The sequence below is a fragment of the uncultured Limimaricola sp. genome (assembly GCF_964022235.1).
GTDB lineage: Bacteria > Pseudomonadota > Alphaproteobacteria > Rhodobacterales > Rhodobacteraceae > Limimaricola.
This window is the reverse complement of the sequence record NZ_CAXHZL010000013.1, coordinates 1-25,917: the sequence shown is the minus strand read 5'-3', so window position 1 is coordinate 25,917 and position 25,917 is coordinate 1. Positions and strand designations below refer to the sequence as shown.

Sequence of the window (25,917 nt, the reverse complement as noted above, 5' to 3'; positions counted from 1 at the left end):
CTTACATGCGCGAGGCGACGTTCTCCCAGTTCACGAGGTTGTCGAGGAAGTTCGTGATATAGGCCGGACGCTTGTTGCGGTAGTCGATGTAGTAGGAGTGCTCCCACACATCGAGACCCAGAAGCGCGGTCTGGCCGAAGCACAGCGGGTTCACACCGTTCTCGGTCTTGGTGACCTTGAGCGCGCCGCCTTCGTCCTTCACCAGCCAGGCCCAGCCCGAGCCGAACTGGCCTGCGCCAGCGGCGGCGAAGTCTTCCTTGAACTTGTCGACCGAGCCGAAGCTGTCGGTGATCGCCTTTTCAAGCTCACCGGGCATCTTGCTCTGATCGGGGGTCATCATTTCCCAGAACTGGTTGTGGTTCCACAGCTGGGAGATGTTGTTGAAGATACCGTTCTGGGCAACCGACGACTTGTCGTAGGTGCCACGGATGATCTCCTCCATCGACTTGCCGTCCCACTCGGTGCCGGCGATCAGCTTGTTGCCGTTGTCGACATAGGCCTTGTGGTGAAGGTCGTGGTGGTACTCGAGCGTCTCCTTCGACATGCCCTTGGAGGCCAGCGCGTCGTGAGCGTAGGGAAGGTCGGGAAGTTCGAAAGCCATGTCGGTCTCGCTTTTCTGCCAGTGGTGGATTTGCGCACATAACAGAACCCCTGACCGCCAAAGGTCAATGGGACAGGCAGGAAAATCCGAAGCGACCGGACAGGTCTAGAGCCAGTCGAGCCGTTCGCGAAAGGCACTGCGCTCGGGAAACTCGCGCGCATGGCGGTCGCACAGGCTGCGCGCCTCCTCGCGCCGCTTGAGCGGGCGACACAGGGTGATCAGCCGCTCGACCGGATCGGGGCGGCCGGGCGCGATCCTTGCGGCGCGTGTCAGCACCGCATAGGCGCCGTCGAGATCGCCCAGACGCCGCGCCGCCGTCGCTTCGAACATCAGCGCGTCGATGCTGTCGTCGACGAGGCGACGCTCCTGCGCAGCAAGGCTACGCAGCGCCTTGTGATCGCCGAGCTTGGCCAGCATCCGCATCGACGAAATCAGGGCCTCCGGCGTCATCTCGGAGACGGTGGCGCCGCTGCCCCTTGGCCCTTGCCCCACGTAGCGGTCGAGCACGTCCGACATGATCCGGTTCACCAGATCCGGCGACACATGGCGGTAGTCGCCCCGTGACCAAGCCACGGCAGGGTTGGACAGGGTGACGAACTCATAGGAGGGAAAATAATCGACGCCCCCGCGCCCGGCCACGAACTCTTCTATGGCGGCGCGCTGCACGGCCTTGGAATAGGCGTTGGCCACAAGCACATCCATGTCGCGAAACGTCGCCAGCAGCGGCACCGGCGAAACGGTGACGAGCATCTTCAGCGGCTTTTGGCGGTGGCGCAGCAGCAGCGCATGCAGCCGCTCTAACCCGTCGAGCACATCGGCATAGCTCAGCACCCGGAACTCGAACCGCTCCGGCTCGGCCTTCACCGCAGCCTGCGGCGGGGCCACGTTGAGATAGAGGCCAAGGCTGCGATCATACCATGTCTCGACATAGCCCAGCGTCACGATGACCACGTCGGCCTCGGCCACGCGGGCCATGGCGTCGAGATAGCGATGGCGGAAATCGAGGATCTGCTCGACCGGGAAATCGAGCCGCGCCATGCCCAGCTGCGCGTCGCTGAACTGGCCGCCACCGTTAGCATAAAGGATCTTCGCGCCGGGGAAGCTCTCGCGCTCCAGCGCCCAGCCCAGCTCGTTGAGCACCGAGTGGATGGAGTACTTGTTGAAGAAATTGGCGGCGTCTCCGAGACTTTCGCCAATTGGCCCCAACTCGAATTCACGGCTGATCACCCGACGCCCGGCCGCGTCGAGCGCGCGCTCGACATTGCGCGCAAAGCACGAGCCGATGGCAAAGATCGTGTCGTCATCCTCGATCGAAAAGCTGGGCTTGGCCGTCGGGGCGGCGAGCGGATAGAGCCGGTCGCCATCGCGCTCGGGCGATGGATATCGGCGCAACTGGTTGCCACGTGCGCGCGCAAGGGCCTCGGAGGCAGGAACGGCTTCGATATTGCGGTCCATGGCGCGGCTCCTTTGGCTTCGTAGCCGAGCCTAGCCACGGCTCTGCGTCCAGACAACATCAGGCCTGAGGCGAGAATGCGGCTCTTGGGGCAGTTGGACCTGCAGCACGCGACGATCCGGTTTAAGACGGGAACACCGAGACCCGAGAGGACGACCGATGCCCAGCGATGCGACACGACCGCCCAACCTGTCCGGCCCGATCTCCGCGCAGATCCGGCGGCTCGACCGAGCACTGGTGGTTCCACCAGCGCCGGGCAGGCCGAACCGGGCGGTGCAGCGGTCGGGGGTTCTCGACGACGCTGGCCGACCGGTTGCCGAGGCCATGACATGGCGCGGCATGTCCCCTGTGACCGTGGCGCCTGCGCCGCCTGAGGGACCAGTGGACGAGCTTGCGGGGCGTTGGCTGTTTCTCGGGCCGCTGTTCGGGCATTTCGGGCATTTCCTCGTCGAAAGCATCTCCCGGCTCTGGGCGCTGGACGCTCTTCGGGGCGAGATCGACGGCGTGCTTTACGTGCCCAAGTTCCAGCACCGGGTGCAGCATGTGGCCGAAACCTACCGCCCCTTTCTGGGGGCCTTGGGGGTCGATGTGCCGATGCACAGCCTCGAGCGGCCGACGCGGGTCGAGCGTCTGTGCGTTCCGGTCCAAGGGTTCGGCATGTTCGAGATGATCGAAGGGGCTCCGGAGTTCCGCGACTACATGCGCCGCCATGCCGGGCGCGACGTGGCGCCCAAAGGGGCGCACAAGATCTATATCTCGCGCAGCGCGTTGCCTGCGGGGCGCGGCTCGATCCTTGGCGAGGCGCGTCTCGAGGCTTGGCTGGAAGCCGATGGATACGAGGTGTTTCACCCGCAAAAGCACGATTATCTGACACAGATCGCCGCCTACAAGGCCGCGACGCATGTTGTAGCGGTGGACTGTTCGCCGCTGCATCTGCTGGCTCTGGTCGGGCATGCCGAGCAGAAGGTGGGGATCATCGCCCGCAGGCCCGGTGGTCTGGGCGAGCTCTTCGCCCGCCAAATCCGCGCCTTTACCGGCGCAGATGGGGTCGCGGTCGATGCGTTGCAGCGCAATTGGATCGAGCAGACGGCACAACGCCCCGATCGCACCAGTTGGGGCGAGGTGGATTATGCCGCGATTGGGGCGGTCATGACCCAATCGGGACTGGTGACGTCGAGCGCCGATTGGACGCCGCTCGACGCCACAGAGGTTCAATCCGAGATCGCGAGGCTCGCACCGTCGACGCGCAGCGGGCTGAAGGCCTTCGAAGGCTGACGCCGGTCAGGCACCGCGCCTGATCGGCATGAAAAAGGGCGGCGGCCTGACTGGCCGCCGCCCCTATTTTCATCGTCCGATCAGCGACCCGAACGCAGGAGTGCGTCTTACTGCACCACCTCGGCTTCGCCCTCGACCTCGATGGTCTCGGTGGCGTCGATTTCAGCCTCAGCCTCGGCCGCAGTGGCATCGATCTCGGCAGCGGTCTCATCGACCTCGGCTTCGACGGCGTCGCCCGCATCTTCGATGCTCTCGGCAGCGGACTCGGCACCAGCCTTTACGTTGATGTTGGTCTCTTCGCCGACCATGTCGGCGTTATCCACACCGTTGCCACCGGCAAAGAGCCAGTACAGCACGATCACGGCCACCACGAGACCGCCAACGATCAGCGCGATCGAGGTGCCACCCTTCTTCGGCGGCGGAGTGACGTTGTTGTTGTTGAAATTCGGGTCGGACATGCGTGATGCTCCGTTGATGTGTCATTTGACTGGCCAACGTCACCCGATGAGGCCGGTTCCGCGTTCCATCAAATTTTTGTGGTGCCGAGATCCATTGCCACAGGCGGTTTTGCCAATGCGTCCGGCGTATTTCGCCCTTTGCCGCGACGACCTGCCACCGGTCCGGGGCTTTCTCGGATCGCCTAGCCGCGGTAGGGAACAGGGGAATAGGAGTGTCGCATGCTGTTCTGGATCATCGCTGCCGGGTTGTCGGGGGTTGTCGCCGTGGCGCTGGCAGTACCATTGCGCCAGCATCGTGCGCTTGGGGGGACTGCGCCGGACGTCACCTTCTACCGAGGTCAGCTGGCCGAGATCGACACCGATCGCGCCCGGGGGCTGATCTCCGACGAGGAGGCCGAGCGCGCCCGGGCCGAAATCGCTCGCCGTCTCATCGCGGCCGATCGCACGCAGCAGGCGGAAACGTCGCAACAGCAGAGTTCGCGTGGCCCGGTTCTGCCCGCCGCGATCATAGGCGCGGTGCTGGTGATCGGCGGCGCGCTCGCGCTCTATGCCGATCTCGGAGCGCCCGGGGTCCGCGATCAGCCGCTGGGCGACAGGATTGAAGCGGCGCAGGCATTGCGCGCGGCGCGCCCTTCGCAAAGCGCTGCCGAGGCCGTGGCGCCCGCCACCCCCGCCAACGCGCCGCAGGATTACCTCGACATGGTCGCCCAGCTGCGCGCGGCAGTGCCTGAGCGTCCCGACGACCTGACCGGCTGGCAGCTCCTGTCGCGCCACGAGGCGGCCTTGGGCAACTATGCCGCCGCCGCGCGGGCGCAGGAACGCGTGATCGCGATCAAGGGAGAGACGGCTACCTTCGAGGATCGGCTGGCGCTCGTGGACCGAATGGTGGCGGCGACGGGCGGCCTTGTGACGCCCGAGGCCGAGGCGCATCTCGTGCAGCTTCTATCCGAGCGCTTGGATGCCGCAGGTCCGCTTTATTACATGGGTCTGATGCAGGCCCAGACCGAACGTCCCGATCTCGCCTTCCGCTATTGGAAGCGGGCCATTGAGCAGGGCGATCCGGCCTCGCCGCATGTCGAACTGGCGCGCGCGCAGATCGGTCGCGCCGCCGCCCTTGCGGGGGTGGACTACACGCTGCCCACCCTGCCCGGCCCTTCCGCCGCCGATGTCGCGGCCGCGCAGGACATGAGCGTGGAGGACCGCGACGGCATGATCCGCGGCATGGTCGAGGGGCTGTCGGACCGTCTGGCCGAGTCCGGCGGCTCGGCCTCCGAGTGGGCGCGGCTGATCCGGGCCTTGGGGGTCTTGGGCGAGCGTGACCGCGCCGCACAGATCTGGACCGAAGCGCAGGAGGTCTTTGCAGGCACCGGCGAACTGGACCAGATCCGCGCGGCAGCCCGCGACGCAGGGGTGGCGCAATGATCTTCGAGACCGCCGAAGACTTCGCCGCCGCTCTGCCGCGCGCGGGTGCGCTGGCCGGGCTCGATTTCGGCACCAAGACCATCGGCGTCGCCGTCTCCGATGGGCTGCGCTCGGTCGCCACCCCGCTCGAGACGGTGCAGCGCAAGAAGTTCACGCTCGACGCAGGGCGGCTGCTGGAGATCGCGCAGGGCCGGGCCATCTCCGGCTTTGTTCTGGGTCTGCCGCGCAACATGGATGGCTCCGAGGGTCCGCGCGCCCAGTCGACCCGCGCCTTCGCGCGCAACCTGTCGCGGCTCACCGAGATCCCAATCGGCTACTGGGACGAACGCCTCTCGACCGTCGCCGCCGAGCGCGCGCTGCTTGAATCGGATCATTCGCGCAAGCGCCGTGGCGAGTTGATCGACGCGGTGGCGGCGAGCTACATTCTGCAGGGCCTGCTCGACCGGCTAGGCTACATGGCGCGGTCATGAGCGACGAGGTCTGGCAGCGCGCCGAAATCGAGAGCCCCTGCGTGAAACTCTGCGCGATCCATCCCGAGACCAGACTGTGCCTGGGCTGCGCGCGCTCCATGGACGAGATCGCCGCCTGGGGCCGGATGGCACCTGCGGAGCGCGCCCGGATCATGGCCGAGTTGCCAAGTCGCGAGGCCGCGCCCAAGGGTCGGCGCGGCGGTCGCAAGGCGCGGCTGGAGCGTTAGATCAGCGCCTTGCGCAGCATGTTGAGCGCAACGAGGATCAAAAAGCCGCCGAACACCCGCTTGAGACGTTTCGCATCCGTGCGATGCGCCAGCGCGGCACCGATCGGGGCCGTCAGCAGCGTCATCGCGATGACGATGAGAAAGGCGGGCAGGTTCACCGAGCCCAAGGTCATCGGCGGCGCCACGCCCTTGGGCAGCGGCGTAAGCAGGAATCCCATGACCGATGGAAGCGCAATCAAGAGGCCAAAGCCCGCAGCCGTCGCCACGGCGCGGTGGATGGTCATGCCATAGAGCGTCATGATCGGCACGCCAAAGCTGCCGCCACCGATGCCCATGAGCACCGACAAGAACCCCACCACCGGCGACATCAGGCCCCGCGCGATCCCGCCCGGCATCGTGTCGCCAAGCCGCCAGTGGCTGCGCCCCAGCACCATGTAGAGCGACACGCAAAGCGCCAGCCCGCCGAAGATCAGCTGCAGCGTCGCAGTACGCAGCTGTGCGACGACCAGCACGCCCAGGAGAGCCCCCAACGCGATCCCCGGCGCCCAGCCGCGCAGCACCCACCAGTCGACCGCCCCCTTGCGGTTGTGGCTCAGAACCGATCGGGCCGAGGTGACGATGATCGTGGCAAGAGAGGTGGCGAGGCATATCTGCATGAGCTGCGGCGTCTCGTAGCCCAGCGCCGCGAAGGCATAGAAATAGGCGGGCACCAGAACGATGCCGCCGCCGACTCCCAAGAGCCCTGCGAGCACGCCCGCGAAGGCACCGATGGCGAGCAGCATCGCCCCCATGGAAAGAAGCAACATGGTATCAGGCATCTGGCGCTCCCGCTCGGTTAGCCACAGCGATGCCCGGCGGGGCAGACTTCGGCAAGAGGCGGCGTGCAGGCCTCAGGCCGCCTGTTGCAGATCCTCGACCCGGGCCAGCGCCTCGAGAACCAGCTCGGGCCCCGCGCCGGGCCGCGACGCGCCCTCCGACAACACCCGTCGCCAACCTCGCGCGCCGGGGCGTCCGGCGAACAACCCGAGCATGTGCCGCGTCACCTGATGCAGCCGTCCGCCCGCTGCGAGATGCGCCTCAATATAGGGCAGCATATCGCGCACTGCCTCCTCGGCGCGGGTCTGCGCCCCCTCGCCCCAGATACGCCGGTCGGCGTCGCACAGGATATCGGCGGGCGCATGATAGGCGACGCGGCCGATCATCACCCCGTCGAGACCGGCGTCGAGAAAGCCCTCGGCCTCTTTGAGCGTGCCGATGCCGCCATTGACCGACAGATGCAAATGCGGAAACGCGCGTTTCATCCGCAGAACCAGATCGTAGTCGAGCGGCGGCACGTCGCGGTTTTCCTTCGGGCTCAGCCCCTGCAACCAAGCCTTGCGGGCGTGGATCGTAAAGCGGCTGACGCCGGAGGCCGCGACGGTTTCGAGAAAGCGTGGCAGCACCTCCTCTGGCTCTTGATCGTCGACGCCGATGCGGCATTTCACGGTGACCTCGACCGGGCTGGCCGCGATCATCTCGGCGCAGCATTCGGCGACCAGTTCGGGCCGGGTCATCAAGACCGCGCCAAAGGCCCCCGACTGCACCCTGTCCGACGGACAGCCGCAGTTGAGGTTGATCTCGTCATACCCCCGCTCCGCCCCGAGCCGCGCCGCCGTGCGCAGCTCCTCAGGGTCCGAGCCGCCAAGCTGCAACGCCACCGGATGCTCCGCCACGCCAAAACCGAGCAGCTTGTCACGATCACCGTGGATCACTGCCGGGGCGGTGACCATTTCGGTGTAGAGCAGCGCCCGCCGCGACAGCAGCCGGTGCAGGTGGCGGCAGTGGCGATCGGTCCAGTCCATCATAGGGGCCACGGAAAGGCGGGCCGCCTTGGATATGTCCGACATGACTGTCTCCGTCGAATGGGCCCTACAGGGCGTGGTGAATGACGTCGCGACCTGTTCTTCTCCGACCGGCAACCCCTCGTTCAAGAACGGGCGCACAGGACAAAGTTGGGCGAGACGCGTTCGAGAGCGGGCAGCTCTATCGCATATCGTTTTGCCGTTGTCACGCGGCACGGCGGCAAGGGTTGCACTGTGCCAGCAGCGCGCGCCCCTCCTCAGCCGCGTCGTGCCGCTTTGACCGAAAGGCGCCTCGCATCAAATGTTGTGGCGACCCGATGTCGGGTCCGGGTGCTCGATCCGGATCGCCGTCGGCAACCGGCCCCGGTGCCCCGAAGGTGACCCAGCGGTGATGTCGCAGCCCCTTGCGAGCCGGGATGCGCCTGCGCATATTGCGGGGATGCTGCGCCTGATCGCCATCTGTCTGTTGCTGCTCGGCCCCCTGATGCATGTCGCGTCGGTCAAAGGGGCGGATTTCGCACAGATGCATGCCGGAGGCATGACGGCAGCAGAAGAGTGCGCCGATTGCACGGCGGACGACGGAATGGCCGCGCTTGGCTGCATGACCACCGGGGCCTGCGCGATGACATCCGTTGCCCTGACGGCGGCCGAATTGGTCCCGTCCCACGCCCCGCATGGACGCTTGCTGCTGCGCTCCTTTGCGACCGATACACTGCAGGGCAGCCAACCTTTGCCGCAGGCCAGACCCCCCCGATACACCGTCTGAGAGCATTTGCCCCACCGGGGTGGATAGATGTCGCGCGTGGCGCGACCCTTTCAGTACACGGATGTCTTCATGACACTTTCACATAGCTTGTCCCGCAGGGGGTTTCTGACCGGTGCCGCGGCGCTGGCCGGGGCCGCGGCGCTGCCCCGCACCGGCCGCGCGGCAAGCCCGGTCGGGCTGACCCTTGCGCCTGTGCAGTCGCAGCTTCTGCCTCCACCCCGCCCCGGCACGCCGGTCTGGTCCTTTGGCGGCACGGTTCCCGGCCAAGCCCTGCGCTATCGGCGCGGGGCTCGCCTTTCGGTGAGGGCCGAGAACCGGCTCGATCAGCCCAGCACCATCCATTGGCACGGGCTGCGCGTGCCGAACTCCATGGACGGCGTCGCGCATCTGACTCAATCACCGATCCCACCGGGCGGTGACTTCGACTATGCCTTCGATCTGCCCGATTCCGGAACCTACTGGTATCATCCGCACATGGGCGGTGCCGAACAGGTCGGGCGCGGTCTGGCCGGGGCGCTGATCGTCGAAGAGGACGCGCCGATCCGCGTCGACCGCGATCTGGTCTGGATGATCCAGGACTGGCGGCTCGACGCAAAGGGACAGATCGACCCCGACTTCGATACGCCGCACGACGCGATGCACGGCGGCCGGATCGGCAACCTCGTGACCCTGAACGGCCAAGCGGGCGATCGGGTCGAGATCGCCCCGAACGAGCGGCTGCGACTGCGGCTGATCAACGCCGCCACGGCTCGGGTCGTGGCGCTGGACTTCGGAGCGCTGTCGCCGGTGATCGTGGCCCTTGATGGCCAACCGGTGACGCCGCATGCCCCCGACGACGGCGTCGTGCTGATCGGCCCCGGCATGCGGGCGGATATCGTGCTCGACGGCACCGGCGCCCCGGGCAGTACGCAGCCGGTGCGCGACGTGTTTTACGACAGCATGACCTACGATCTCGTCACGCTGGTGCATGGCGACACACCGGTTCGCGCCACTGCTCCCGATTGGGACATGGCGCTGGCTCCTAACCCGCTCTCCGAGCCCGATCTCGAGGCCGCCCAGCGCCATGAGGTCATTTTCAACGGTGGTATGATGGGCCAGATGATGATGGGTGACGCGGCCCCCGAGATGATCGAGCAGATGCGCGCCGGAAAGATGTGGTTTGTTAACGGTCGCGCGTCCGCAGGCCATGACGGCCCGGCCCTGATCGAGGCGCCGCTCGGCACCTCGCAGGTGCTGGCGCTGGAGAACCGCACCGGCTGGTGGCACCCGATCCACCTGCACGGCCATGTCTTCCGCATCCTGACACGCGATGGCCAGCCTACCGCGCGGCGCGAATGGCGCGACACGGTGCTCATGGCGCCGCAGGAGCGGGTCGAGATCGCCTTCAAGGCCGACAATCCAGGCAACTGGATGCTGCACTGCCACGTCCTCGCCCATCAAGCCGCCGGGATGGCGGCGCTGATCCGCGTCTCAGACGCGGCCTGAACCTATTTCAAAGGAAACCGACATGACACGTTTCAAGACATTGGCCACCGCCGCCCTGTTCACGTTCACCGCCCTGCCGGCGCTGGCCGGAACGATGACGCTCTACAAGGACCCCAACTGCGGCTGCTGTGCTGCGCATGCCGAATACCTGCGCGAGAACGGCTTCGAGGTGGAGATCATGGAGACCTACGACCTCGTCACGATCAACAAGGAAGCGGGCGTGCCTTTGGGCCAGCAGGGCTGCCACACCGCACTGATCGACGGCTACGCGGTCAGCGGCCATGTGCCCGCCGACCTGCTCCGGCGCTTTCTCGATGAAAAGCCCGAGGCCATCGGCATCAGCCTGCCCGGCATGCCGATGGGCGCGCCCGGCATGGGCGACGACCCCGAGGCGCAGCTCGATGTCGTGCTGATCGACGCCGAGGGCGTGGTGTCGCCCTACCCGGCCGACTGACCCCCTTTCGGACCGGCGCGATCCCGCGTCGGTTCAACCCAACCAATGGAGGTTCTCATGATGGGATCCGGAATGATGATGAACGGCATGGGCGGCGGCATGATGCTCGCCATGGGCGCTGTCTGCGTGCTGGCGGTGATGGTGCTGGTGCTGGCAGCGGCGGCGCTGATCAAATACCTGCGCAGCCCGCAGGTGGGCTCCGATGGCGCCTAAGCGCCAAATTGCTCTTGCTGCGGCGCTGGGTCTGGCGGCACTCGCGGGGTTGGGAGGGCTGCTGCTGTGGCCCTCCGCCTCGGGGGCGCAGGAGCATGGCCGCCAGATCTACCTCGACAACTGCGCGGCCTGTCACGGCGCGGATCGGGAAGGACAGGCCGACTGGCGCCGCCCCGGCCCCTCGGGTCGCCTGCCCGCCCCACCGCATGACGAGACCGGCCATACCTGGCACCACCCCGACCGGGTGCTGCGCGACATCGTCCTGCGGGGCACAGCGGCCATCGTCGGCCAAGGCTATGAAAGCGACATGCCGGGGTTCGAAGGCGTGCTGAGTGCGGACGAGATCGAGGCGGTGCTGGATTACCTGAAATCGGAATGGCCCGACCGCGAGCGTGCGTTCCAAGAGCAGGTGACGGAGACCGAGGCTGGAGAAGACCGCCCCTGACCGCGACCGGGCACGGGGGATGATGACCCCAGGCCCGGTCAACCCAGTTTGTCCCAACGCCCTCCCTTGGGTTTGGTGGGATGGAAACGCCGATGATGTTCACTGCAACCGGCGGCTTTTTGAAAGGAGACGACCCCATGTCCTACTGGCGCTTCGCCGCGATGATCGCGACCTCGACCATCGTGATGTTCGGCCTGATGTACATCAACACCTATGCCTTCGAGCATCTTTTCTTCAGCGAGACGCGCGGCTACATGGCGCTGTTGATGGGCGCGGTGATGGCGATCATCATGCTGAGCTTCATGCTGTCGATGTATGCCAACAAGGCGATCAACATCGCGATCTATGCCGGTGCGATCGTGGTGTTCGGCCTGACGCTCTGGCTGGTGCGCAGCCAGACCACGGTGGCTGACATCAGCTGGATGCGGGCGATGATCCCGCATCATTCCATCGCCATCATGACCTCCGAGCGCGCCGACATCTCCGATCCACGCGTGCGCAAGTTGGCCGACGAGATCATCAATGCCCAGCGCAAGGAGATCGCCGAGATGCGCTTTCTCATCGCCGACATCGAAGAGAACGGCGACGCGGCGGCCCCCGAGACCGGCGAGGCCGAAGCCCCGGCTGAACTGGGCAATGTCGAGGGGGCGCTGGGATCGGCAGAGCTTGCCGGTCTCGACCCCAAGGAGTTGACGTCCCAAGAGATCGAAACGGCGCTCGGCAGCGCCGCGGCCTGCGAGTTCCGCCGCACCAACGAAGGAGAGCCCGTGCTTGCCATGGCCGGGGAGAACGGCGCGATCAAGCTTTCCGGCACGCTCATCGCGCTGGGCGCAGAGGCACCTCTCGTGGTCGAGACGCTGGGCGATGGCGCACGGCTGACGGCTTCGGGCACCGAAGTCACGGTGATGCCCGACCCCGAGGCCGAGTGGACCGAGACGAACCCCGGCCTGCGTCGCGCGGATGCACAGATGGTGTTCCACCTCGATCAGGGCCTGACCGTCGGCTACCGCGGCTTTCTCGACTGCGCGGTCTGACGCAATCGTCTGAAAGATGCAGTTCCGGCCACCCCGTTGTGGGTGGCCGGTGTCGTTTCGACCGGCGGCATCCGGGAACTCGGTCCTCATATCCGCCCAGAAGTACGGCATCTGGTGCCAAGGCTTCATCCGTCCGCCCAGCATCCCCAGCAGCCGCCGATCCGCGGACCACGCCGCGAAAGGCCTGGCCGCGCGCCGCAGTACCAGCGGCTCGAACCTGAGATCGCAGGCCCGGGCGGCAACCAAGACCTGGCAGCGACAGGTTGGCGAGTTTGGCGGCACCAGTGCCGAGAAAGCCTCGGCGGGTCAGGGGTTGTGGCTTTTTACGGTTATCCATGCGGCGAAACGAGCCGTGCAAAAATCAAGGTCCAGCGCACCGGAGCGAGAGCTTGCGGATGTCAGATGGATTTCTGCGGGTGCCGCGGCGGCAGAGGACGGCCGTCACCTCCATCACCCGCGCGACGCTGGGGACCCCTCCGGGATGCACCGCCCGCGCGCCGAGGAGCGGGGCCTTGCCGGCCCGCCCCGGCTCCACTGGGACGGGCCCGCCCTTGGTGGCACCGCCGTGGCATCACTCAATGCCGTTTTCTCGTTGCAGTGCGCGCACGTAGGCCACGATGTTGCCAACGTCCGATGCCGTCAGCCCCGAGACCGGCGGCATGTCGCCAAACTTCCAATGATGCGATCTGACGCCGTTCTGCACGGCCATGAGAAAGGCCGCGTCGCCGTGATGGCTCGGCTCATAGGTCCTGTGCACCAGCGGCGGGGCGACACCGTTCTGACCAGCCGCGGCGGCCCCGTGACAGGCGGCGCAGGCGGCCTCAAAGGCGCGCTCGCCCATCTGCGCCTTGGCGTCGAGTTCGGCGGGCATCCTCACCTGCACGATCGCAGCGCCCTGGGCCAGTTGCGATGTATCCGGCGGCGTCATGTCATGCCCCATGCCGCCGGTGTCGGGGGTGGAGGCGAGCCACAGCAAACCGCCCGCGAGGACGACACCCGAAGCGGCAAAAAGGTAGGTCTTGTTCATGTATATATCCTTAAATCGAGGCGCGGGGTGACGCGGATCGCTTCGCGCCGAGGGGCGCGAGGCGTCGTGGCGTCAGCGGCGCAAGGGGTCAGCGCAGCTGCGCCACCGCGTCGGTCGTGGCACCGCCGACCGGGTCGCTGTCCATCAGATAGACGGCGATCGCGCGTCGATCTGCCTCATCGAGAAAGCTTGTGCCCTGCTCGACCACCTCGGCCATCGATCCGCCGAACACATCGCCCGAAGGGGTGATCCCCGTCTCGAGCGCATAGACCAGCGCGCCTTGGGTCCAGCCTTCGCGCTCGAGATCGCCCGTCTGGATCGACGGAGCGGCGTTGTCGCCGGGCAAGGTGTCGTTGCCCCCCAGCTTGGCCCCGTCGAGACCGCCCATAGGGCCGCGCCCGGTGTGGCAAGCTCCGCAATGCGCAGCCCCCTCGACCAGTTCGCGCCCCCGGTTCCATTCGGCGGTTCGCCCCAGAAGCGGCGCGGTCTCCGCGGGCGACAGCGCCGTAGCGCGCCACAGCTTGAGGCCCGAGCGGATGTTGAAGGGGAAGCCCACGTCGCTCTGAACTCTCGTCTCGGCGACGGCGGGCACAGTGGCGAGCGCCGCCCAGAGATCCGCGATGTCCTGATCCGAGAAGCTCGCATAGAACTCGTAAGGGAACGCCGGATAATAGGGTTGACCCTCAGGAGAGACCCCTTCGCGCAGCGCGCGCGCCAGATCATCGGGTGTCCAGCTGCCGATACCGTGGACGAGGTCGGGGGTGATGTTGGGCGGGGCAAAGCTGCCGAAAGGCGTGTCGAGCGGAGCGCCGCCCGCCAACGCCGGACCCTGTGACGCCGTATCGGTATGACAGGCGACGCAGCCCGAGGCCCGCGCCAGATAAGCCCCGCGTCGCGCATCGCCATCGAGCGAGATGCGTGGCGCCTGATCCCCGATTGGCCAAAGCCGTAGCCCGACATAGCCGCCACCGGCCAGCAGCCCCACGACGATGACGCTTCTGAGAAGTCCCTTCATGTCAGCTTCCCGACCGGTAGCGACCATGGCAGGCCGAACAGGTCTCGCCGATCATTCGGAACACCTCGTTCGATGCCATGACGGCATAATCGGGGCCTGCGGCCCGAACGGACCCGGGCGTGTCGGCTTGAAGCGACGCGACCTTTGGCAGGGCCGATTGCGGTCGGCGCGGCTCGACGCCCAGAAGCTGCGCCACCGAAAGACCGCGGCCGGGTCCGGCTTCGACCGGCGGCGTTTCACCCATCGCCATGTGATCCATCGTCGGGGCGCCTGTGTTCATGCCGCCCATGTCCATGCCTTCGTGTCCGGCCATCGGAGCCATCTGCACCCCGTCATCCGGTGTCGTCGGTGCGGTCTGGTTCGCAGCCGCGAGGGCCAGCCCATCGGCGTGGCGGCGCAGTTCCTCGGCCAGCGACGCAAAGGTCTCTGCTTCGCTCCAGATAGCCTCCTTTGCGAAGGAGGCGCCGCCAGAGCTGCCTTCGGGAAAGAGGGCGGTCATCGTATCACCGGCATGGGTGGCAATGGCCTTGGCCCCCGCCGTGACCTGCGCCGCGTCATAGGCGGCGTCGCCGCGCATCATCGGTGTGAGGTCGCGCATCACGTCGCGCATCGCGACCATGCCTTCCATCCGCTCGCGGACCACCCCGGTCGCCCCGTTGTGCGCCACCGCGACGGCGCCGGTCATGACCGCAACCGCGGCAATGGCCAATGTTCCGTATCGTGTCATTTCGCTCTCGCCTGTCTGAATTGTAGGAAAAATTCAGACCAGCGATCGAGGGGGCGGGAACGGGATCCGCAGCGCGAGACCCGGCGACAGTACCGGATGCGGGGCCGGATCGATGCGGCCGATGCGCAAGGGGCGATCCATCTGCACCGCCGCCTCCTCGGAAGACAGCGCCTGACAGCGCAGCACGGGATGGCAGGGCGTGCCCGATTGTGATGCGTGATCGCGCGGCACGACGCTGGACACGGGCGCATGGCCCTCCTCCGCGTGACGATGGTCCGTCTCGAACAGCATCGTGCCGACGATCAGGGCGATCATCGTCAGGAATCCCAGAACGGGTGCTGCAATCCGGGGCGTCACGGGGGCCTCCCAGCCAATCGAGGCCGGCGGCCTCTGACCTCTATACCGCCCCGCACGCCGCGCCGGAAGCCTCTCGTCCGTGCAGGCGGTGTCGCGGCCTCCTTCGCGTGATCTCTGCGCCCCCCATCGCAGGCGAAGGATGCAAATTCTCAAGCCCGCCTATGCTGCCCGATCGCGCCGATCGCCGGATAGCTTGCGCGGAATCTCGCGTAGGCTTCGTGGACACCGGCATCAGCCCTCGCATTCGGCGTTTGGAAAGGACCGTTTTCAGACCGTAGCATCAGGCTCCTTGGCACCGCTCCGGCAGCCTGACGCGGCCACGCCGATCCGCGCCCAGCCCTGCGCCGGAGGTTCTCAGGAAAAGGTCGCGCAACCTGGGGAAGACGAGATCGATACAAGGATCGCTTATGAAGAACTACGATCCCGTAAAGGGCGGGTACGAAAGCATCGATCCGAACCTCAATGAACACCAAGCGCGACATGGACCGATTCGCGTGGGCGTGCCTCCCTACCGCGACATCCTGTCGCTGCGACGGCTATTTAGCCAAAATAAAGCGCCTCGATGGGTGCGAAAATTCAGCGCCACGTCTGGTCGCCGCCTTCCGCTTTCGCGATAGTGCGCGCCATGTCGCTTTTCATCATCGTCCTCCTCCCGTTCCTCGGCGCGCTGCTGCCAGGCCTGATGATCCGGGCCGGTCGTCAAGCCTGCTTCACCGCCACCTTCCTCGTCTCGGCGCTGGCCGCGGTCGGGTTGCTGACGCACTTGCCCGCCGTGTTGCGCGGCGAGACGGTCTCGGCCCGGCTCGACTGGATGCCGGGGCTGGGCCTCAATGTGAACCTGTTCCTCGACCCGTTGGGCTTCATGTTCGCGGCCCTGATCCTCGGGGTCGGCCTGCTGATCATCGCCTATGCGCGCCACTATCTGTCGCGCGATGACAATATGGGTGAGTTCTTCAGCTACCTGCTGCTGTTCCAAGGCGCGATGGTGGGGATCGTTCTGTCCGACAACATCCTGCTCTTGCTGATCTTCTGGGAGCTGACCTCGTTGTCGTCCTTCCTGTTGATCGGCTTTTGGAAGCATCTGCCCGAAGGCCGTCAGGGGGCGCGGATGGCGCTCACCGTGACCGGCATGGGCGGGCTGGCTCTGATCGGTGGCATGCTGATGCTGGGGCAAATCGTCGGCAGCTATGACCTGAGCGTGATCCTTGAGCAGCGCGACGTGGTGCAGGCCTCGCCACTCTACGTCCCGGCCCTGCTGCTGATCCTTCTGGGCTGCTTCACCAAATCGGCGCAGTTCCCGTTCCACTTCTGGCTGCCGCACGCGATGGCCGCCCCCACACCGGTCTCGGCCTATCTGCACTCGGCGACGATGGTGAAGGCAGGGCTGTTCTTGATGGCGCGGCTCTGGCCGGTGCTGTCGGGCACGCCGGAATGGGTGGTGATCGTGTCCTCCGCGGGTCTGATCACCATGGTGCTCGGCGCGGTGATCGCGCTGTTCAAGCATGATCTGAAGGCGCTTCTGGCCTTCTCCACCGTCTCGCACCTTGGCCTGATTACCTTCCTTCTGGGCACCGGCACGGCCTTCGGCGCGATGGCGGCGGTGTTCCACATCCTGAACCACGCGAGTTTCAAGGCGGCGCTGTTCATGACGGCGGGCATCGTAGATCACGAGGCGCATACCCGCGACATGCGGCGGTTGGGCGGGCTGCGGCACCTGATGCCGATCTCTTTCGCCATCGCGACGCTCGCAGCGCTGTCGATGGCGGGCATTCCGCTGCTCAACGGATTCCTCTCCAAGGAGATGATGCTCGAAGAGGCCACCCATACGACGCTGTTCGGCTCGCCCATGCTGGTGACTGTGGTGGCGACGCTGGGCGCGCTGTTCTCGACGGCCTATTCCTTCCGGCTCATCGCCCACACCTTCTTCGGGCCCAAGCGGGACGACTATCCGGCACATCCGCACGACCCGAACCCTGGCATGTGGCTGCCGCCTGCCCTGCTGATCATCCCGGTGGTCGGTATCGGCCTGTTCCCGGCGCTGGCCGAACCCTTCGTGAAGCTCGTCACCGGGGCCGTGATCGGCGGTGCCGCCGAGATGCCCGACGCGCATCTCAAGATCTGGCACGGGCTGACCCTGCCGCTCGCCATGTCGGCCATCGCGGTGATCGGCGGCGCGCTGCTGCTGGCGGGGTTCGCACCGCTGTCGCGGATCTGGGAGGCCGCGCGGCGGCCCGAAGCCAAGCACATTTTCGACAGGCTCATCGACCTGTGCGTCGGCGGCGCCCGGCGCGTCGCGCGGGGGCTGCACGACGGGGCCTTCACACGTTATGCCGCCATCATGGTGCTGACGGTGGTGGCCGTGGGCGCGCATGCGTGGTTCTCGGGCGCAACCGGCACCGAGATCCGCCGTCCCCTGCTCCCCGTGACTCCGATCGCAGTTGCCGCATGGGCGATGCTGATCGCGGCCGCAGGCTTTCTCATCGCGGCGCATCGCAACCGTTTGGCCGTGCTGATCCTGATGGGGATCATCGGCCTGATGGTTTCGGTCGGCTTCAACCATTTCTCGGCCCCCGATCTCGCTCTCACGCAGATCTCGGTCGAGGTGGTGACGATCATCCTGCTGCTGCTGGCGCTCAACTTCCTGCCCAACCGCACACCGGTCGAATCCGGCGCGGCCCGACGCACGCGCGATGCGATCATCGCCGGTCTGGGCGGGGTTGCCGCGACGGCGCTGACATGGACCATCCTGTCGACCGAGTTTCCGATCGCGCCGATCTCGGACTATCACCTCGCCAACTCCTACAAGGGCGGCGGCGGCGACAACGTCGTCAACGTGATCCTCGTGGACTTCCGGGGCTTCGACACCTTTGGCGAGATCATCGTTCTCGGCATCGCCGCCCTCGTCATCTACGCGCTGACCGAAGCACTGCTCTCGGGCCCCGTCCGCCGACGCCTGCTCAACCGCGGCCACGAAGAGCCGCAGGCGGGTGACGCGCATCCGCTGATGATGGTGGTGCTGACGCGGGTGATGATGCCGGTGATCCTGATGGTCGGCGTCTACATCTTCCTGCGCGGGCACAATTCGCCCGGCGGCGGCTTTGTCGCGGGCCTCGTCGTCGCCATCGCCGTGGTGACCCAATACATGGCCAGCGGTTTCGCCTGGGCCGCGCGGCGACAGCGCTATCCCTACCACGGGATCATCGGTGCGGGCGTTCTGGTGGCGGGCCTCACCGGCATCGGTGCCTGGCTCGCGGGCCAGCCCTTCCTCACCTCGGCCTTCGGGTACTTCCGCATCCCGCCGATGGAGGAATTCGAGCTGGCCACCGCCATGGGCTTCGATCTCGGGGTGTTCCTCGCCGTGGTGGGTGCCGTGATGCTGTCGCTCGAAAGTTTCTCGCGTCTGGGCTACAGAGCGGGCACGGAGACCTCGGATCACGCGATGGACATCGATCCCTCGCGCGGTGAGGAACTCGCTCCGGCGGTCGGCGCAGGCAAGGAGAGCAACTGACATGGAACTCCTGATCGCATCCGCCGTCGGCGTGCTGACCGCGGCGGGCATCTACATGGTGCTGCGCCTGCGGACCTTTCCGGTGATCATCGGCACCTCGCTCCTGAGCTATGCCGTGAACGTGTTTCTCTTCGCCTCGGGGCGGCTGGCGATGAACGCACCGCCGGTCCTGCGCGATGGGGCCACACGCTACACCGATCCGCTGCCGCAGGCTCTGGTGCTGACGGCCATCGTCATCTCCTTTGGCATGACGGCGGTCGTGGTGATCATGGCGCTGGGAAGCTGGCTGTCGTCGGACGACGATCTCGTCGATCGGCCCGCCGTCTCGAACGGCGACGCGCGCAGCCCCTCGATGCCCGAAGGAGACGCATGATGAGCCATTGGTTGATCATTCCCGTCGTGCTGCCCGCGATGCTGGCCGCGATCCTCGTGTTGATGGTCCGCGAGCACATCGTGGTGCAGCGCGCGCTGTCGATGGCGGGCGCGCTGGCGCTCACGGCTGTTGCGGTCGGCCTGTTCTGGCAGGCCTCGGACGGCACGATCACGCTCTACCAGCTCGGCAACTGGCCCGCGCCTTTCGGCATCGTGCTGGTGGCCGATAGGCTCTCCACGCTGATGGTTCTGCTGACGACGCTGCTGGCGCCGTTGGTTCTTCTTTACGCGATGGGCTCGGGCTGGGACGCGCGGGGGCGGCATTTCCACCCGCTGTTCCAGTTTCAGCTCATGGGCATCCTCGGCGCCTTCCTTACTGGTGACGCCTTCAACCTGTTCGTCTTCTTCGAAGTGCTGCTCATCGCTTCCTACGGGTTGATGATCCACTCGGGAGGGCGCGAGAGGCTGCGCGCGGGCACGCAATACGTGCTCTACAACCTGCTTGGCTCCACGCTCTTTCTCTTTGCGCTCGGCACGATCTATGCCCAGACCGGCACGCTCAACATGGCCGATCTCGCGGGCCGCGTGGCTGAGTTGGACGCCTCTGCTTCGGGGGGCATCCGCGTCGCGGCGGTGCTCTTGCTGATGGTGTTCGCGATCAAGGCCGCAGTGCTGCCGCTGCACTTCTGGCTGCCCGACAGCTATGCCCATGCTCCTGCTCCCGTCGCGGCTCTCTTCGCGATCATGACCAAGGTGGGCGCCTATGGCATCATCCGCTTCTACACCTTGGTTTTCCCTCCCGATCTCGAGATCACCCAAGGGCTGTTCGACACATGGCTCCTGCCTGCCGCCCTGTTGACGCTGGTGCTCGGCATGATCGGCGTGCTGGGCGCAAGGCGGATCGACCGGCTCATCGCGTTCTCGGTGATCGGCTCGATGGGCCTGCTGCTGAGCGCCGTGTCGGTCTTCACGCCCGAGGGCATCGCCGCCGCGCTCTACTACGCGATTCACTCGACCTTCGCGACGGCGGCGCTGTTTCTGCTGGTTGACGAGATCAAGGACCGTCGCGGAGCGGCTGGGCCGTTCCTCGTGCATGGCCGCCCGATCGAGGGCGGCGCGCTGATCGCGGGGATGTTCTTCGTCGCGGCCATCGCCATGACCGGCCTACCGCCACTGTCGGGCTTTCTGGGCAAGCTCCTGATCCTCGATGCCGCCGGTGCCAGCCCGCTGGTCTGGTGGGTCTGGGCGGTGGTGCTGTCGGGATCGCTCGTGGCCGTCGTGGGCTTTTCCCGCGCGGGCTCGTTGATCTTCTGGAAGGCGCATCAGGACGGACCCGACGGTCGGGTGGACTGCGAAACCGCCCCCGAGATCGAGGACGAGACCGCGCAGCCCGGTTCGACCCGTGGCCCGATCGGACCGCGCCCGGTGCTGCCGATGATCGCCATCGGCGGGCTGATCGCGCTGCTCATCGCGCTCACCGCCTTTGCAGGGCCGGTCAACCGGGTGCTCACGGCGACGGCGGCGCAGCTCTTCGCGCCCGCGCCCTACATCGAGCTGGTGCTGACCACGCCGGGCAAGCAGATCAAGGAAGATCCGCACGCCGCAGAGGGAGATCACGGCGTTGAGGGTGAGACCGAGACAAGCCATGGCGACGAGGCCGTCGACGACACCGGGGAGGACCACTGAGATGTCGAGGCGCGTGACCCGAAAGCTTTTGCCCCACCCATTGCTGTCGACGCTGCTGGTGATCGTCTGGTGCCTGCTGATCAACGATCTCAGCCTCGGCACCGTGGTCTTCGGCGTGATCCTCGGCCTGCTGATCCCGATCTCCACCGCCGCCTACTGGCCCGACCGGCCCCGGATCGGACGGCCCTGGCGGCTGGTGTCCTACATGATCCTCGTGATCTGGGACATCATTGTCGCCAATGTGCAGGTGGCGATGATCGTCCTGTTCAAACGCAACGCCGACATGGCACCGAACTGGGTGCGGATCCCGCTCGACCTGCGCTCTCCCGAGGCGATCACCCTGCTCGCCGGGACCATCACCCTCACCCCCGGCACCGTCAGCGCCGACCTCTCGGCCGATGGCTCTGCGCTTCTGGTTCACGCGCTCGACGCCGCCGACCCCGACGCGGTGCGCGACGACATCAAGTCCCGCTATGAGCGCCGGTTGAAGGAGATCTTCGAATGATCGACACCGTCCTCTATATCGCCATCGGCGCGGTCGGGCTCGCGCAGCTTCTCGCCATGGTCCGCCTCGTTATCGGGCCGCACACCGGCGACCGCATCCTCGCGCTCGACACCATGGTGATCAACGCCATCGGCCTGATCATCCTACTCGGGATGCTCTGGGGCACGCAGATCTATTTCGAAAGCGCGCTGATCTTCGCCATGCTCGGCTTCGTGTCGACCGTGGCGCTGGCGCGCTTCGTGCTGCGCGGGGACATCATCGAATGACCGGGGGCATGTATCTGATCGAGCTTCTCGTCGCGGCGCTGCTGATGATCGGCGCGGCCTTCACGCTGATCGGCTCCTACGGGCTGCTCAAGCTCGACCAGCCGATGAAGCGGCTGCATGCGCCAACCAAGGCCTCGACGCTGGGCGTGGGCTCGCTGCTGCTGGCCTCGATGATCCATGGTTTCGCCTTTGGCGAGGCGTCGCTGCACGAGCTTCTGGTGATGGCGTTTCTCTTCGTCACGGCACCGATCTCTGGAAATTTTATCGCCAAGGTGCATTTGCATCGGCAACGCGGGGGCAAGGAATTGCCGCCGCCGCCCGCCGAGGACAGCTGGGCGACCTATTCGGAAAATTGACGCGCCCGGCCCCGCCGGGGCCGAGGAGTGCGACGTGACCAAGACACCAGACCTCCGCCGTGCGGGGCCGATCCTGCATCTTCGCGACCATGACGCCGAAGGGCTGCGTCTCGCCGCCGTAGTGATCCGCCCCGAGGGCGAGTCTTGTGGAACGCTGCGCGCCGGCGATATCGATCATGCAGCACGGTGCATCGCGTCGCTCGAAGGGCTGGCTGTCTGGCGCTTCGACTTCCGTCTCGGCGCTCAGGATCGCGGCTATGGCTTCGAGGGCGCGCAATACGCGGTCGAGACCGACCTCACCGGCGATCTGCGCTTTGCCTTCCTGTCGTGCAACGGGGAGGAAATCGGCGACATGGGCCGCGATCCAGCCGAGCGCGACGCGATGTGGGAGGCCATGCGCGCGCAGGACGAAATCCGACCCTTCGCCGCGCTGCTGCAGGGCGGCGACCAGATCTATGCCGACGAGGTGACCACGGGCCATCCCCTCAGCGAAGGCTGGCCCGAGGATCTCCCAAACAGCACGACCGAGGCCGACCTCGCCGGATTGTCCGCGCATCTGCGGGCGGGCTTCGTGGAGCGCTACATGCGCGGCCTCGCCTCGCCCGCCTTCGGACATCTCGCATCGCGGGTGCCGACGTTGGCGGTCTGGGACGATCACGACATCTGCGACGGCTGGGGGTCGCTTCCAGTCGAGGCCACCAACAGCGCCGTGGGCCGCACGCTGTTTTCGGTGGCACGCGAGATGTATCTTCTGTTCCAGCACGGCGCGGTGGAGGCCGATGTGCCGGAGATCTTCGTCGATCCCACCGGCGCGCAGCTCGGCTGGCAGCGGCGCCTGCCCGGGGTGACGCTGATGGCGCCTGACCTGCGCTCGGAACGGGGCCGCAGGCGTGTCATGGGCGAAGCGGGCTGGCAGCTGCTGGAGGACCCTTCGCCTGAGCCGGGGCGCAGGTTGATCCTGTCGTCGGTGCCGCTCCTTGGCCCACGCCTGTCTCTGGTTGAGGCTGTGATGTGGCTCTGGCCCGGGATGCAGAAATACGAGGACGACCTGCGAGACCAGTGGCAAAGCCGGGCGCATCGCGAGGACTGGAAGCGGGCCTTGCGCGCGGTGCTGAAGCTTCGCGCGCAAGGCCCGGTGACGGTCCTCTCGGGCGAGATCCACCTTGCCACCCGCGCCGAGATGGCGGCCACGCCCGGCCCGGTGCATCAACTCGTGGCCTCCGGCATCGCGCATCGCGCACCGCCCAAGGGCTATGCGCGGGGTCTGGGCTGGCTGGCGTGGCTCGGCGAAGGGCCGCTTTCCGGTCACGGGATCCGCATCCTGCCGCCGCCGGGAATGCGGCGGCGCTACGTGGCCGAGCGTAATTTCCTCGTACTGGAGCGGCGGGCCGACGACTGGAGCGCCGTGTGGCATCTCGAGGAGAGCGGTCCGACGCCGCCGCTGGCGATCTAGGGAAGCGGCAGCTCCACCCGCGCTTCGAGGCCATGCGGCGTCCGGTTTGATAGCGTGATCTCTCCGCCATGGGCGCGGATGATCGTGCGGGTGATCGACAGGCCCAGCCCGGCCCCGCCGGTATCGTGACTGCGGCTGTCCTCACCGCGAACGAAGGGCTCGAACATGCCTTCCAGGCGCGCCTCGGGGATGCCGGGACCGCCATCGACGATGCGCACCACCGCCTGCCCGCGATCCTGTGACAGAGCCACGCGCGCCGCCCCGCCATAGCGGATCGCGTTGTCGATAAGGTTGCCGAAGGCACGTGACAACGCCACGGGGCGTCCCTTGACCACAGGCGCGGCACCACCCTCGAAACTGGCTCCGCGCTCTTCGCATAGCCTTGCCAAGAGAGCGCCGAGGTCGACCTCGCCCGAGGCCTCGCCGTCGTGGCCGCTCTTGGCGAAGGTCACCAGCCCCTCGGCCATCACCGCCATCTCGTCGAGCGTACGGATCATCGGCGTGCCCTCATCTTCGTCGAGCATCTCGGCGCGAATGCGCAGGCTCGTGATCGGCGTACGCAGGTCATGCCCCACTGCAGCAAGGGTGCGCAGACGCTCGGCCTCGAACCGTGCAATTCGTGCCTGCATGTCATTGAAGGCCGCTGCCGCAGCGCGCATTTCTCGCGCGCCAGTCTCTGGAACGCGCAGGCTTCGATCACCACGCCCGGCGGCCCGCGCGGCCACCGCCAGCGCGCCCAAGGGACGCGTCAGCTGCCGCACGAACCACAGGCCGACCGCCAACACGGTGACAAGTGACAGGCCCAGCACCAGAAGGAAGACCTCCTCCTGCACGCCGGTCGGGGGCCTCAGCCCCGAGGTGACCACGTTGAGCCAGCCCGCGTCTCCCCCCGGCCCCAGGGCGATCGAGATGGCGATGCCCCAAGGCCCGCTCCGCATTGCCGGATCATGGCCCGGCGCGCCTGTCGGTCCGTCGCGCGTTCCTCCGAACTGTCCGCGTTCATGCATGGCGACGTGAACCACGCGCCCGTCCAACGCGGCATTCAGCCGGGTCTGTAGAGCCAGCGCGCGTTCGGCATCGGGTGCGGCAGGCCGGCGAACCAGTGGCTGCGGGCCGACATTGATCCGCGCCAGCCGGGTCGAGGCCTGTCGCGCCAGCCCTTCGCGCACACGCGGGTTCAGCGCCTCCATCGCTGGCACCAGCGCCACGATTCGCTCGACCTCACGCGCCGCGCCGGCCTCCCGGTCAAGGCGGTCGCGCTCGAACGACAGCAGGCCCAGTGCCACGAGGTTGGCCGTGACCAGCGCCGCCGCAAGCAGCAGCGCAAAGCGCGCGGCGAGGCCTTCGGGCAGCAACCGGATCAGCCATGCGGTCATTGCGGCGTCTCGACATCGGCGGCGAGAAGGTAGCCGCCGCCCCATTCGGTGACGATGAGACGCGGCTGCTTGGGGTCGTCTTCGATCTTGCGACGCAGGCGGCTGATCTGGTTGTCGATGGCGCGGTCATAGGCTTTGGCCTCGCGCCCGGCCATCAGGTCGAGCAGCCTGGAGCGGTCGAGCACGGTGCGCGGCGCGTCGAGAAACAGACCCAGCAGGCGATTCTCGCCCGATGTCAGCTCGGCCTGGCGCCCGTCGTCATGCCGCAGGCCGCGCGCCACCGGATCATGGGTCCAGCCCGCGAAACGGCGCGGCGTCGTGTCCAGCGTCTGGGCGGCCAGCGGCGCGCGGCGCAGCACGGCCCGTACGCGAGCAAGCAGTTCGCGTGGGTTGAACGGCTTGGTCACATAGTCGTCGGCGCCAAGCTCCAGCCCGACGATGCGGTCGGTCTCGTCGGCCATGGCGGTGAGCAGGATCACCGGTGGCCCGCCCCGCGCCACCAGCCAGCGGCACAGGCTCAGCCCGTCTTCGCCCGGCATCATCACGTCGAGCACCACCAGCCCGATGCGCGCCGTCTCTACGATGCCGCGGGCCTCGGAGGCGCTGGCGGCCAGCCGCACCCGAAAGCCCTGCTTTTTTAGGTACTGCCCCAGTGGCTCACGGATATCGCGCGCGTCATCGACAACGAGGATCTGCTCGGCGGTCTCAGTCATGGGCGGTCTCCTGCGGGCCTTGAGGCCTTCGTTCTAGAGCACCCAAGGGGGCGGTTGCCAGCGTGGCCCGCCCCGATCCCCCCGGAGTTTTGTCGCCAGATGTATCACTTGGCAGGCGCTACCCGCTTGCCAGCCCGCCATCGTCTGGATACATCGGCGTCGGGGCCGGCTTAGCTCAGCTGGTAGAGCGTCTGATTTGTAATCAGGGGGTCGGGGGTTCGAGTCCCTCAGCCGGCACCATTTCAATCGGCGATGTTGCGTAAATCAGCCCTGAGCATGACTGCCCCCTTTCCCGCCTTTCTTCAGCGGACGGCTTCGATCTCGGCCCTGCCGAGGGCCGAGAAGCGGTTCATCATGGCGATGCGGATCTGGATTTCGGCGGTCTGGCGGTCGGGGTCTCGTGACATGATCC

The 25,917-nt window shown here is 66.8% G+C and carries 28 protein-coding genes, 1 tRNA gene and 1 pseudogene; 18 read left to right on the top strand and 12 right to left on the bottom strand.

What is annotated here, in order from left to right; all coding sequences use genetic code 11:
* Window position 1: 1 nt before the first annotated feature.
* Both AADJ02_RS15200 and AADJ02_RS15195 read right to left on the bottom strand, forming a co-directional pair.
* The gene (locus AADJ02_RS15200) at window positions 2–601 is read right to left on the bottom strand and encodes a superoxide dismutase (protein ID WP_341213858.1); all 600 of its coding nucleotides are present in this window, start codon (window positions 599–601) and stop codon (window positions 2–4) included.
* Window positions 602–706: 105 nt separating this feature from the next.
* On the bottom strand, window positions 707–2,056 hold the full coding sequence (locus AADJ02_RS15195) for a GSCFA domain-containing protein (protein WP_341213857.1): 1,350 nt from the start codon (window positions 2,054–2,056) through the stop codon (window positions 707–709).
* Between the two features lie 157 nt (window positions 2,057–2,213).
* Between AADJ02_RS15195 and AADJ02_RS15190 the strand changes: the two genes are divergently transcribed.
* Window positions 2,214–3,329: a glycosyltransferase 61 family protein gene (locus AADJ02_RS15190; protein ID WP_341213856.1), complete on the top strand. Its 1,116-nt coding sequence runs from the start codon at window positions 2,214–2,216 to the stop codon at window positions 3,327–3,329.
* Window positions 3,330–3,436: 107 nt separating this feature from the next.
* Here AADJ02_RS15190 and AADJ02_RS15185 read toward each other — a convergent pair whose 3' ends face one another.
* Window positions 3,437–3,787, bottom strand: coding sequence for a hypothetical protein (locus AADJ02_RS15185; RefSeq protein WP_341213855.1), 351 nt, complete (start codon window positions 3,785–3,787; stop codon window positions 3,437–3,439).
* Between the two features lie 219 nt (window positions 3,788–4,006).
* Here AADJ02_RS15185 and ccmI point away from each other — a divergent pair, with 219 nt between their 5' ends.
* The 3 genes from ccmI to AADJ02_RS15170 are packed head-to-tail and all read left to right on the top strand — an operon-like array spanning window position 4,007 to window position 5,906.
* Entirely contained in the window at window positions 4,007–5,209 is a 1,203-nt protein-coding gene (gene ccmI / locus AADJ02_RS15180; RefSeq protein WP_341213854.1) for a c-type cytochrome biogenesis protein CcmI, read from the top strand.
* Window positions 5,206–5,679: a Holliday junction resolvase RuvX gene (gene ruvX / locus AADJ02_RS15175; protein WP_341213853.1), complete on the top strand. Its 474-nt coding sequence runs from the start codon at window positions 5,206–5,208 to the stop codon at window positions 5,677–5,679. Before ccmI ends, ruvX begins: the two co-directional genes overlap by 4 nt.
* Window positions 5,676–5,906 (top strand): DUF1289 domain-containing protein, encoded by a 231-nt coding sequence (locus AADJ02_RS15170; protein WP_341213852.1) that lies wholly within the window; start codon window positions 5,676–5,678, stop codon window positions 5,904–5,906. The genes ruvX and AADJ02_RS15170 overlap by 4 nt, the downstream gene beginning before the upstream one ends.
* Here the strand turns inward: AADJ02_RS15170 and AADJ02_RS15165 are convergent.
* A complete protein-coding gene (locus tag AADJ02_RS15165) occupies window positions 5,903–6,724 on the bottom strand; it encodes a sulfite exporter TauE/SafE family protein (RefSeq protein ID WP_341213851.1) in 822 nt (273 codons plus the stop codon). The genes AADJ02_RS15170 and AADJ02_RS15165 overlap by 4 nt on opposite strands.
* A gap of 72 nt (window positions 6,725–6,796) precedes the next feature.
* Window positions 6,797–7,792 carry a tRNA dihydrouridine(20/20a) synthase DusA gene (gene dusA / locus AADJ02_RS15160; protein ID WP_341213850.1) on the bottom strand — a complete coding sequence of 332 codons (996 nt, stop codon included), beginning with the start codon at window positions 7,790–7,792 and terminating at the stop codon, window positions 6,797–6,799.
* 394 nt (window positions 7,793–8,186) lie between these two features.
* On the opposite strand from dusA, the gene AADJ02_RS15155 reads away from it, so the two are divergent.
* The 6 genes from AADJ02_RS15155 to AADJ02_RS15130 all read left to right on the top strand — a co-directional run bounded on the left by AADJ02_RS15155 (window position 8,187) and on the right by AADJ02_RS15130 (window position 12,144).
* On the top strand, window positions 8,187–8,513 hold the full coding sequence (locus AADJ02_RS15155; RefSeq protein ID WP_341213849.1) for a hypothetical protein: 327 nt from the start codon (window positions 8,187–8,189) through the stop codon (window positions 8,511–8,513).
* 69 nt (window positions 8,514–8,582) lie between these two features.
* Window positions 8,583–9,998, top strand: a complete 1,416-nt coding sequence (locus AADJ02_RS15150; protein WP_341213848.1) for a multicopper oxidase family protein — start codon at window positions 8,583–8,585, stop codon at window positions 9,996–9,998.
* A gap of 22 nt (window positions 9,999–10,020) precedes the next feature.
* Window positions 10,021–10,452: a DUF411 domain-containing protein gene (locus AADJ02_RS15145; RefSeq protein WP_341213847.1), complete on the top strand. Its 432-nt coding sequence runs from the start codon at window positions 10,021–10,023 to the stop codon at window positions 10,450–10,452.
* Window positions 10,453–10,509: 57 nt separating this feature from the next.
* The gene (locus AADJ02_RS15140) at window positions 10,510–10,665 is read left to right on the top strand and encodes a hypothetical protein (RefSeq protein WP_341213846.1); all 156 of its coding nucleotides are present in this window, start codon (window positions 10,510–10,512) and stop codon (window positions 10,663–10,665) included.
* Window positions 10,655–11,110: a cytochrome c gene (locus tag AADJ02_RS15135; RefSeq protein WP_341213845.1), complete on the top strand. Its 456-nt coding sequence runs from the start codon at window positions 10,655–10,657 to the stop codon at window positions 11,108–11,110. The genes AADJ02_RS15140 and AADJ02_RS15135 overlap by 11 nt, the downstream gene beginning before the upstream one ends.
* A 137-nt stretch (window positions 11,111–11,247) precedes the next feature.
* Complete coding sequence (locus AADJ02_RS15130) at window positions 11,248–12,144, top strand: DUF305 domain-containing protein (protein ID WP_341213844.1); 897 nt, start codon at window positions 11,248–11,250, stop codon at window positions 12,142–12,144.
* A 571-nt stretch (window positions 12,145–12,715) separates the two neighbouring features.
* Here AADJ02_RS15130 and AADJ02_RS15125 read toward each other — a convergent pair.
* The 4 genes from AADJ02_RS15125 to AADJ02_RS15110 all read right to left on the bottom strand — a co-directional run bounded on the left by AADJ02_RS15125 (window position 12,716) and on the right by AADJ02_RS15110 (window position 15,270).
* The gene (locus AADJ02_RS15125; RefSeq protein ID WP_341213843.1) at window positions 12,716–13,171 is read right to left on the bottom strand and encodes a c-type cytochrome; all 456 of its coding nucleotides are present in this window, start codon (window positions 13,169–13,171) and stop codon (window positions 12,716–12,718) included.
* 88 nt (window positions 13,172–13,259) lie between these two features.
* A complete protein-coding gene (locus AADJ02_RS15120) occupies window positions 13,260–14,186 on the bottom strand; it encodes a cytochrome c (protein ID WP_341213842.1) in 927 nt (308 codons plus the stop codon).
* A 1-nt stretch (window position 14,187) separates the two neighbouring features.
* A complete protein-coding gene (locus AADJ02_RS15115) occupies window positions 14,188–14,913 on the bottom strand; it encodes a cytochrome c (RefSeq protein WP_341213841.1) in 726 nt (241 codons plus the stop codon).
* Window positions 14,914–14,946: 33 nt separating this feature from the next.
* On the bottom strand, window positions 14,947–15,270 hold the full coding sequence (locus AADJ02_RS15110; protein WP_341213840.1) for a hypothetical protein: 324 nt from the start codon (window positions 15,268–15,270) through the stop codon (window positions 14,947–14,949).
* 625 nt (window positions 15,271–15,895) lie between these two features.
* Here AADJ02_RS15110 and AADJ02_RS15105 point away from each other — a divergent pair.
* From AADJ02_RS15105 to AADJ02_RS15075, 7 genes are read left to right on the top strand one after another with little or no spacing between them, the layout of a single operon-like run.
* On the top strand, window positions 15,896–18,778 hold the full coding sequence (locus tag AADJ02_RS15105; RefSeq protein WP_341213839.1) for a monovalent cation/H+ antiporter subunit A: 2,883 nt from the start codon (window positions 15,896–15,898) through the stop codon (window positions 18,776–18,778).
* Window position 18,779: 1 nt separating this feature from the next.
* Window positions 18,780–19,151, top strand: coding sequence for a Na+/H+ antiporter subunit C (locus tag AADJ02_RS15100; RefSeq protein ID WP_341213838.1), 372 nt, complete (start codon window positions 18,780–18,782; stop codon window positions 19,149–19,151).
* On the top strand, window positions 19,151–20,836 hold the full coding sequence (locus AADJ02_RS15095) for a monovalent cation/H+ antiporter subunit D (protein WP_341213837.1): 1,686 nt from the start codon (window positions 19,151–19,153) through the stop codon (window positions 20,834–20,836). The genes AADJ02_RS15100 and AADJ02_RS15095 overlap by 1 nt, the downstream gene beginning before the upstream one ends.
* 1 nt (window position 20,837) lies before the next feature.
* The gene (locus AADJ02_RS15090; RefSeq protein WP_341213836.1) at window positions 20,838–21,341 is read left to right on the top strand and encodes a Na+/H+ antiporter subunit E; all 504 of its coding nucleotides are present in this window, start codon (window positions 20,838–20,840) and stop codon (window positions 21,339–21,341) included.
* Window positions 21,338–21,607: a K+/H+ antiporter subunit F gene (locus AADJ02_RS15085; RefSeq protein ID WP_341213835.1), complete on the top strand. Its 270-nt coding sequence runs from the start codon at window positions 21,338–21,340 to the stop codon at window positions 21,605–21,607. The genes AADJ02_RS15090 and AADJ02_RS15085 overlap by 4 nt, the downstream gene beginning before the upstream one ends.
* Before the next feature lie 8 nt (window positions 21,608–21,615).
* Window positions 21,616–21,963, top strand: a complete 348-nt coding sequence (locus AADJ02_RS15080; protein ID WP_341213834.1) for a Na+/H+ antiporter subunit G — start codon at window positions 21,616–21,618, stop codon at window positions 21,961–21,963.
* A gap of 34 nt (window positions 21,964–21,997) precedes the next feature.
* Window positions 21,998–23,416 carry an alkaline phosphatase D family protein gene (locus AADJ02_RS15075; RefSeq protein ID WP_341213833.1) on the top strand — a complete coding sequence of 473 codons (1,419 nt, stop codon included), beginning with the start codon at window positions 21,998–22,000 and terminating at the stop codon, window positions 23,414–23,416.
* On the opposite strand, the gene AADJ02_RS15070 is transcribed toward AADJ02_RS15075, so the two are convergent.
* Window positions 23,413–24,792, bottom strand: a complete 1,380-nt coding sequence (locus tag AADJ02_RS15070) for an ATP-binding protein (protein WP_341213832.1) — start codon at window positions 24,790–24,792, stop codon at window positions 23,413–23,415. The genes AADJ02_RS15075 and AADJ02_RS15070 overlap by 4 nt on opposite strands.
* On the bottom strand, window positions 24,789–25,505 hold the full coding sequence (locus tag AADJ02_RS15065) for a response regulator (protein WP_341213831.1): 717 nt from the start codon (window positions 25,503–25,505) through the stop codon (window positions 24,789–24,791). The genes AADJ02_RS15070 and AADJ02_RS15065 overlap by 4 nt, the downstream gene beginning before the upstream one ends.
* A gap of 164 nt (window positions 25,506–25,669) precedes the next feature.
* Between AADJ02_RS15065 and AADJ02_RS15060 the strand changes: the two genes are divergently transcribed.
* Window positions 25,670–25,745: transfer RNA gene (locus AADJ02_RS15060), tRNA-Thr, on the top strand.
* Between the two features lie 62 nt (window positions 25,746–25,807).
* Here the strand turns inward: AADJ02_RS15060 and AADJ02_RS15055 are convergent.
* Window positions 25,808–25,917, bottom strand: a pseudogene (locus AADJ02_RS15055) (IS5/IS1182 family transposase); the annotation flags it as partial.

Bases quoted from the DNA above. Each gene is read 5' to 3' on its own strand.
- AADJ02_RS15200 (WP_341213858.1), bottom strand. From the start codon at position 601: ATGGCTTTCGAACTTCCCGACCTTCCCTACGCTCACGACGCGCTGGCC.
- AADJ02_RS15195 (WP_341213857.1), bottom strand. From the start codon at position 2,056: ATGGACCGCAATATCGAAGCCGTTCCTGCCTCCGAGGCCCTTGCGCGC.
- AADJ02_RS15190 (WP_341213856.1), top strand. From the start codon at position 2,214: ATGCCCAGCGATGCGACACGACCGCCCAACCTGTCCGGCCCGATCTCC.
- AADJ02_RS15185 (WP_341213855.1), bottom strand. From the start codon at position 3,787: ATGTCCGACCCGAATTTCAACAACAACAACGTCACTCCGCCGCCGAAG.
- ccmI (WP_341213854.1), top strand. From the start codon at position 4,007: ATGCTGTTCTGGATCATCGCTGCCGGGTTGTCGGGGGTTGTCGCCGTG.
- ruvX (WP_341213853.1), top strand. From the start codon at position 5,206: ATGATCTTCGAGACCGCCGAAGACTTCGCCGCCGCTCTGCCGCGCGCG.
- AADJ02_RS15170 (WP_341213852.1), top strand. From the start codon at position 5,676: ATGAGCGACGAGGTCTGGCAGCGCGCCGAAATCGAGAGCCCCTGCGTG.
- AADJ02_RS15165 (WP_341213851.1), bottom strand. From the start codon at position 6,724: ATGCCTGATACCATGTTGCTTCTTTCCATGGGGGCGATGCTGCTCGCC.
- dusA (WP_341213850.1), bottom strand. From the start codon at position 7,792: ATGTCGGACATATCCAAGGCGGCCCGCCTTTCCGTGGCCCCTATGATG.
- AADJ02_RS15155 (WP_341213849.1), top strand. From the start codon at position 8,187: ATGCTGCGCCTGATCGCCATCTGTCTGTTGCTGCTCGGCCCCCTGATG.
- AADJ02_RS15150 (WP_341213848.1), top strand. From the start codon at position 8,583: ATGACACTTTCACATAGCTTGTCCCGCAGGGGGTTTCTGACCGGTGCC.
- AADJ02_RS15145 (WP_341213847.1), top strand. From the start codon at position 10,021: ATGACACGTTTCAAGACATTGGCCACCGCCGCCCTGTTCACGTTCACC.
- AADJ02_RS15140 (WP_341213846.1), top strand. From the start codon at position 10,510: ATGATGGGATCCGGAATGATGATGAACGGCATGGGCGGCGGCATGATG.
- AADJ02_RS15135 (WP_341213845.1), top strand. From the start codon at position 10,655: ATGGCGCCTAAGCGCCAAATTGCTCTTGCTGCGGCGCTGGGTCTGGCG.
- AADJ02_RS15130 (WP_341213844.1), top strand. From the start codon at position 11,248: ATGTCCTACTGGCGCTTCGCCGCGATGATCGCGACCTCGACCATCGTG.
- AADJ02_RS15125 (WP_341213843.1), bottom strand. From the start codon at position 13,171: ATGAACAAGACCTACCTTTTTGCCGCTTCGGGTGTCGTCCTCGCGGGC.
- AADJ02_RS15120 (WP_341213842.1), bottom strand. From the start codon at position 14,186: ATGAAGGGACTTCTCAGAAGCGTCATCGTCGTGGGGCTGCTGGCCGGT.
- AADJ02_RS15115 (WP_341213841.1), bottom strand. From the start codon at position 14,913: ATGACACGATACGGAACATTGGCCATTGCCGCGGTTGCGGTCATGACC.
- AADJ02_RS15105 (WP_341213839.1), top strand. From the start codon at position 15,896: ATGTCGCTTTTCATCATCGTCCTCCTCCCGTTCCTCGGCGCGCTGCTG.
- AADJ02_RS15100 (WP_341213838.1), top strand. From the start codon at position 18,780: ATGGAACTCCTGATCGCATCCGCCGTCGGCGTGCTGACCGCGGCGGGC.
- AADJ02_RS15095 (WP_341213837.1), top strand. From the start codon at position 19,151: ATGAGCCATTGGTTGATCATTCCCGTCGTGCTGCCCGCGATGCTGGCC.
- AADJ02_RS15090 (WP_341213836.1), top strand. From the start codon at position 20,838: ATGTCGAGGCGCGTGACCCGAAAGCTTTTGCCCCACCCATTGCTGTCG.
- AADJ02_RS15085 (WP_341213835.1), top strand. From the start codon at position 21,338: ATGATCGACACCGTCCTCTATATCGCCATCGGCGCGGTCGGGCTCGCG.
- AADJ02_RS15080 (WP_341213834.1), top strand. From the start codon at position 21,616: ATGTATCTGATCGAGCTTCTCGTCGCGGCGCTGCTGATGATCGGCGCG.
- AADJ02_RS15070 (WP_341213832.1), bottom strand. From the start codon at position 24,792: ATGACCGCATGGCTGATCCGGTTGCTGCCCGAAGGCCTCGCCGCGCGC.
- AADJ02_RS15065 (WP_341213831.1), bottom strand. From the start codon at position 25,505: ATGACTGAGACCGCCGAGCAGATCCTCGTTGTCGATGACGCGCGCGAT.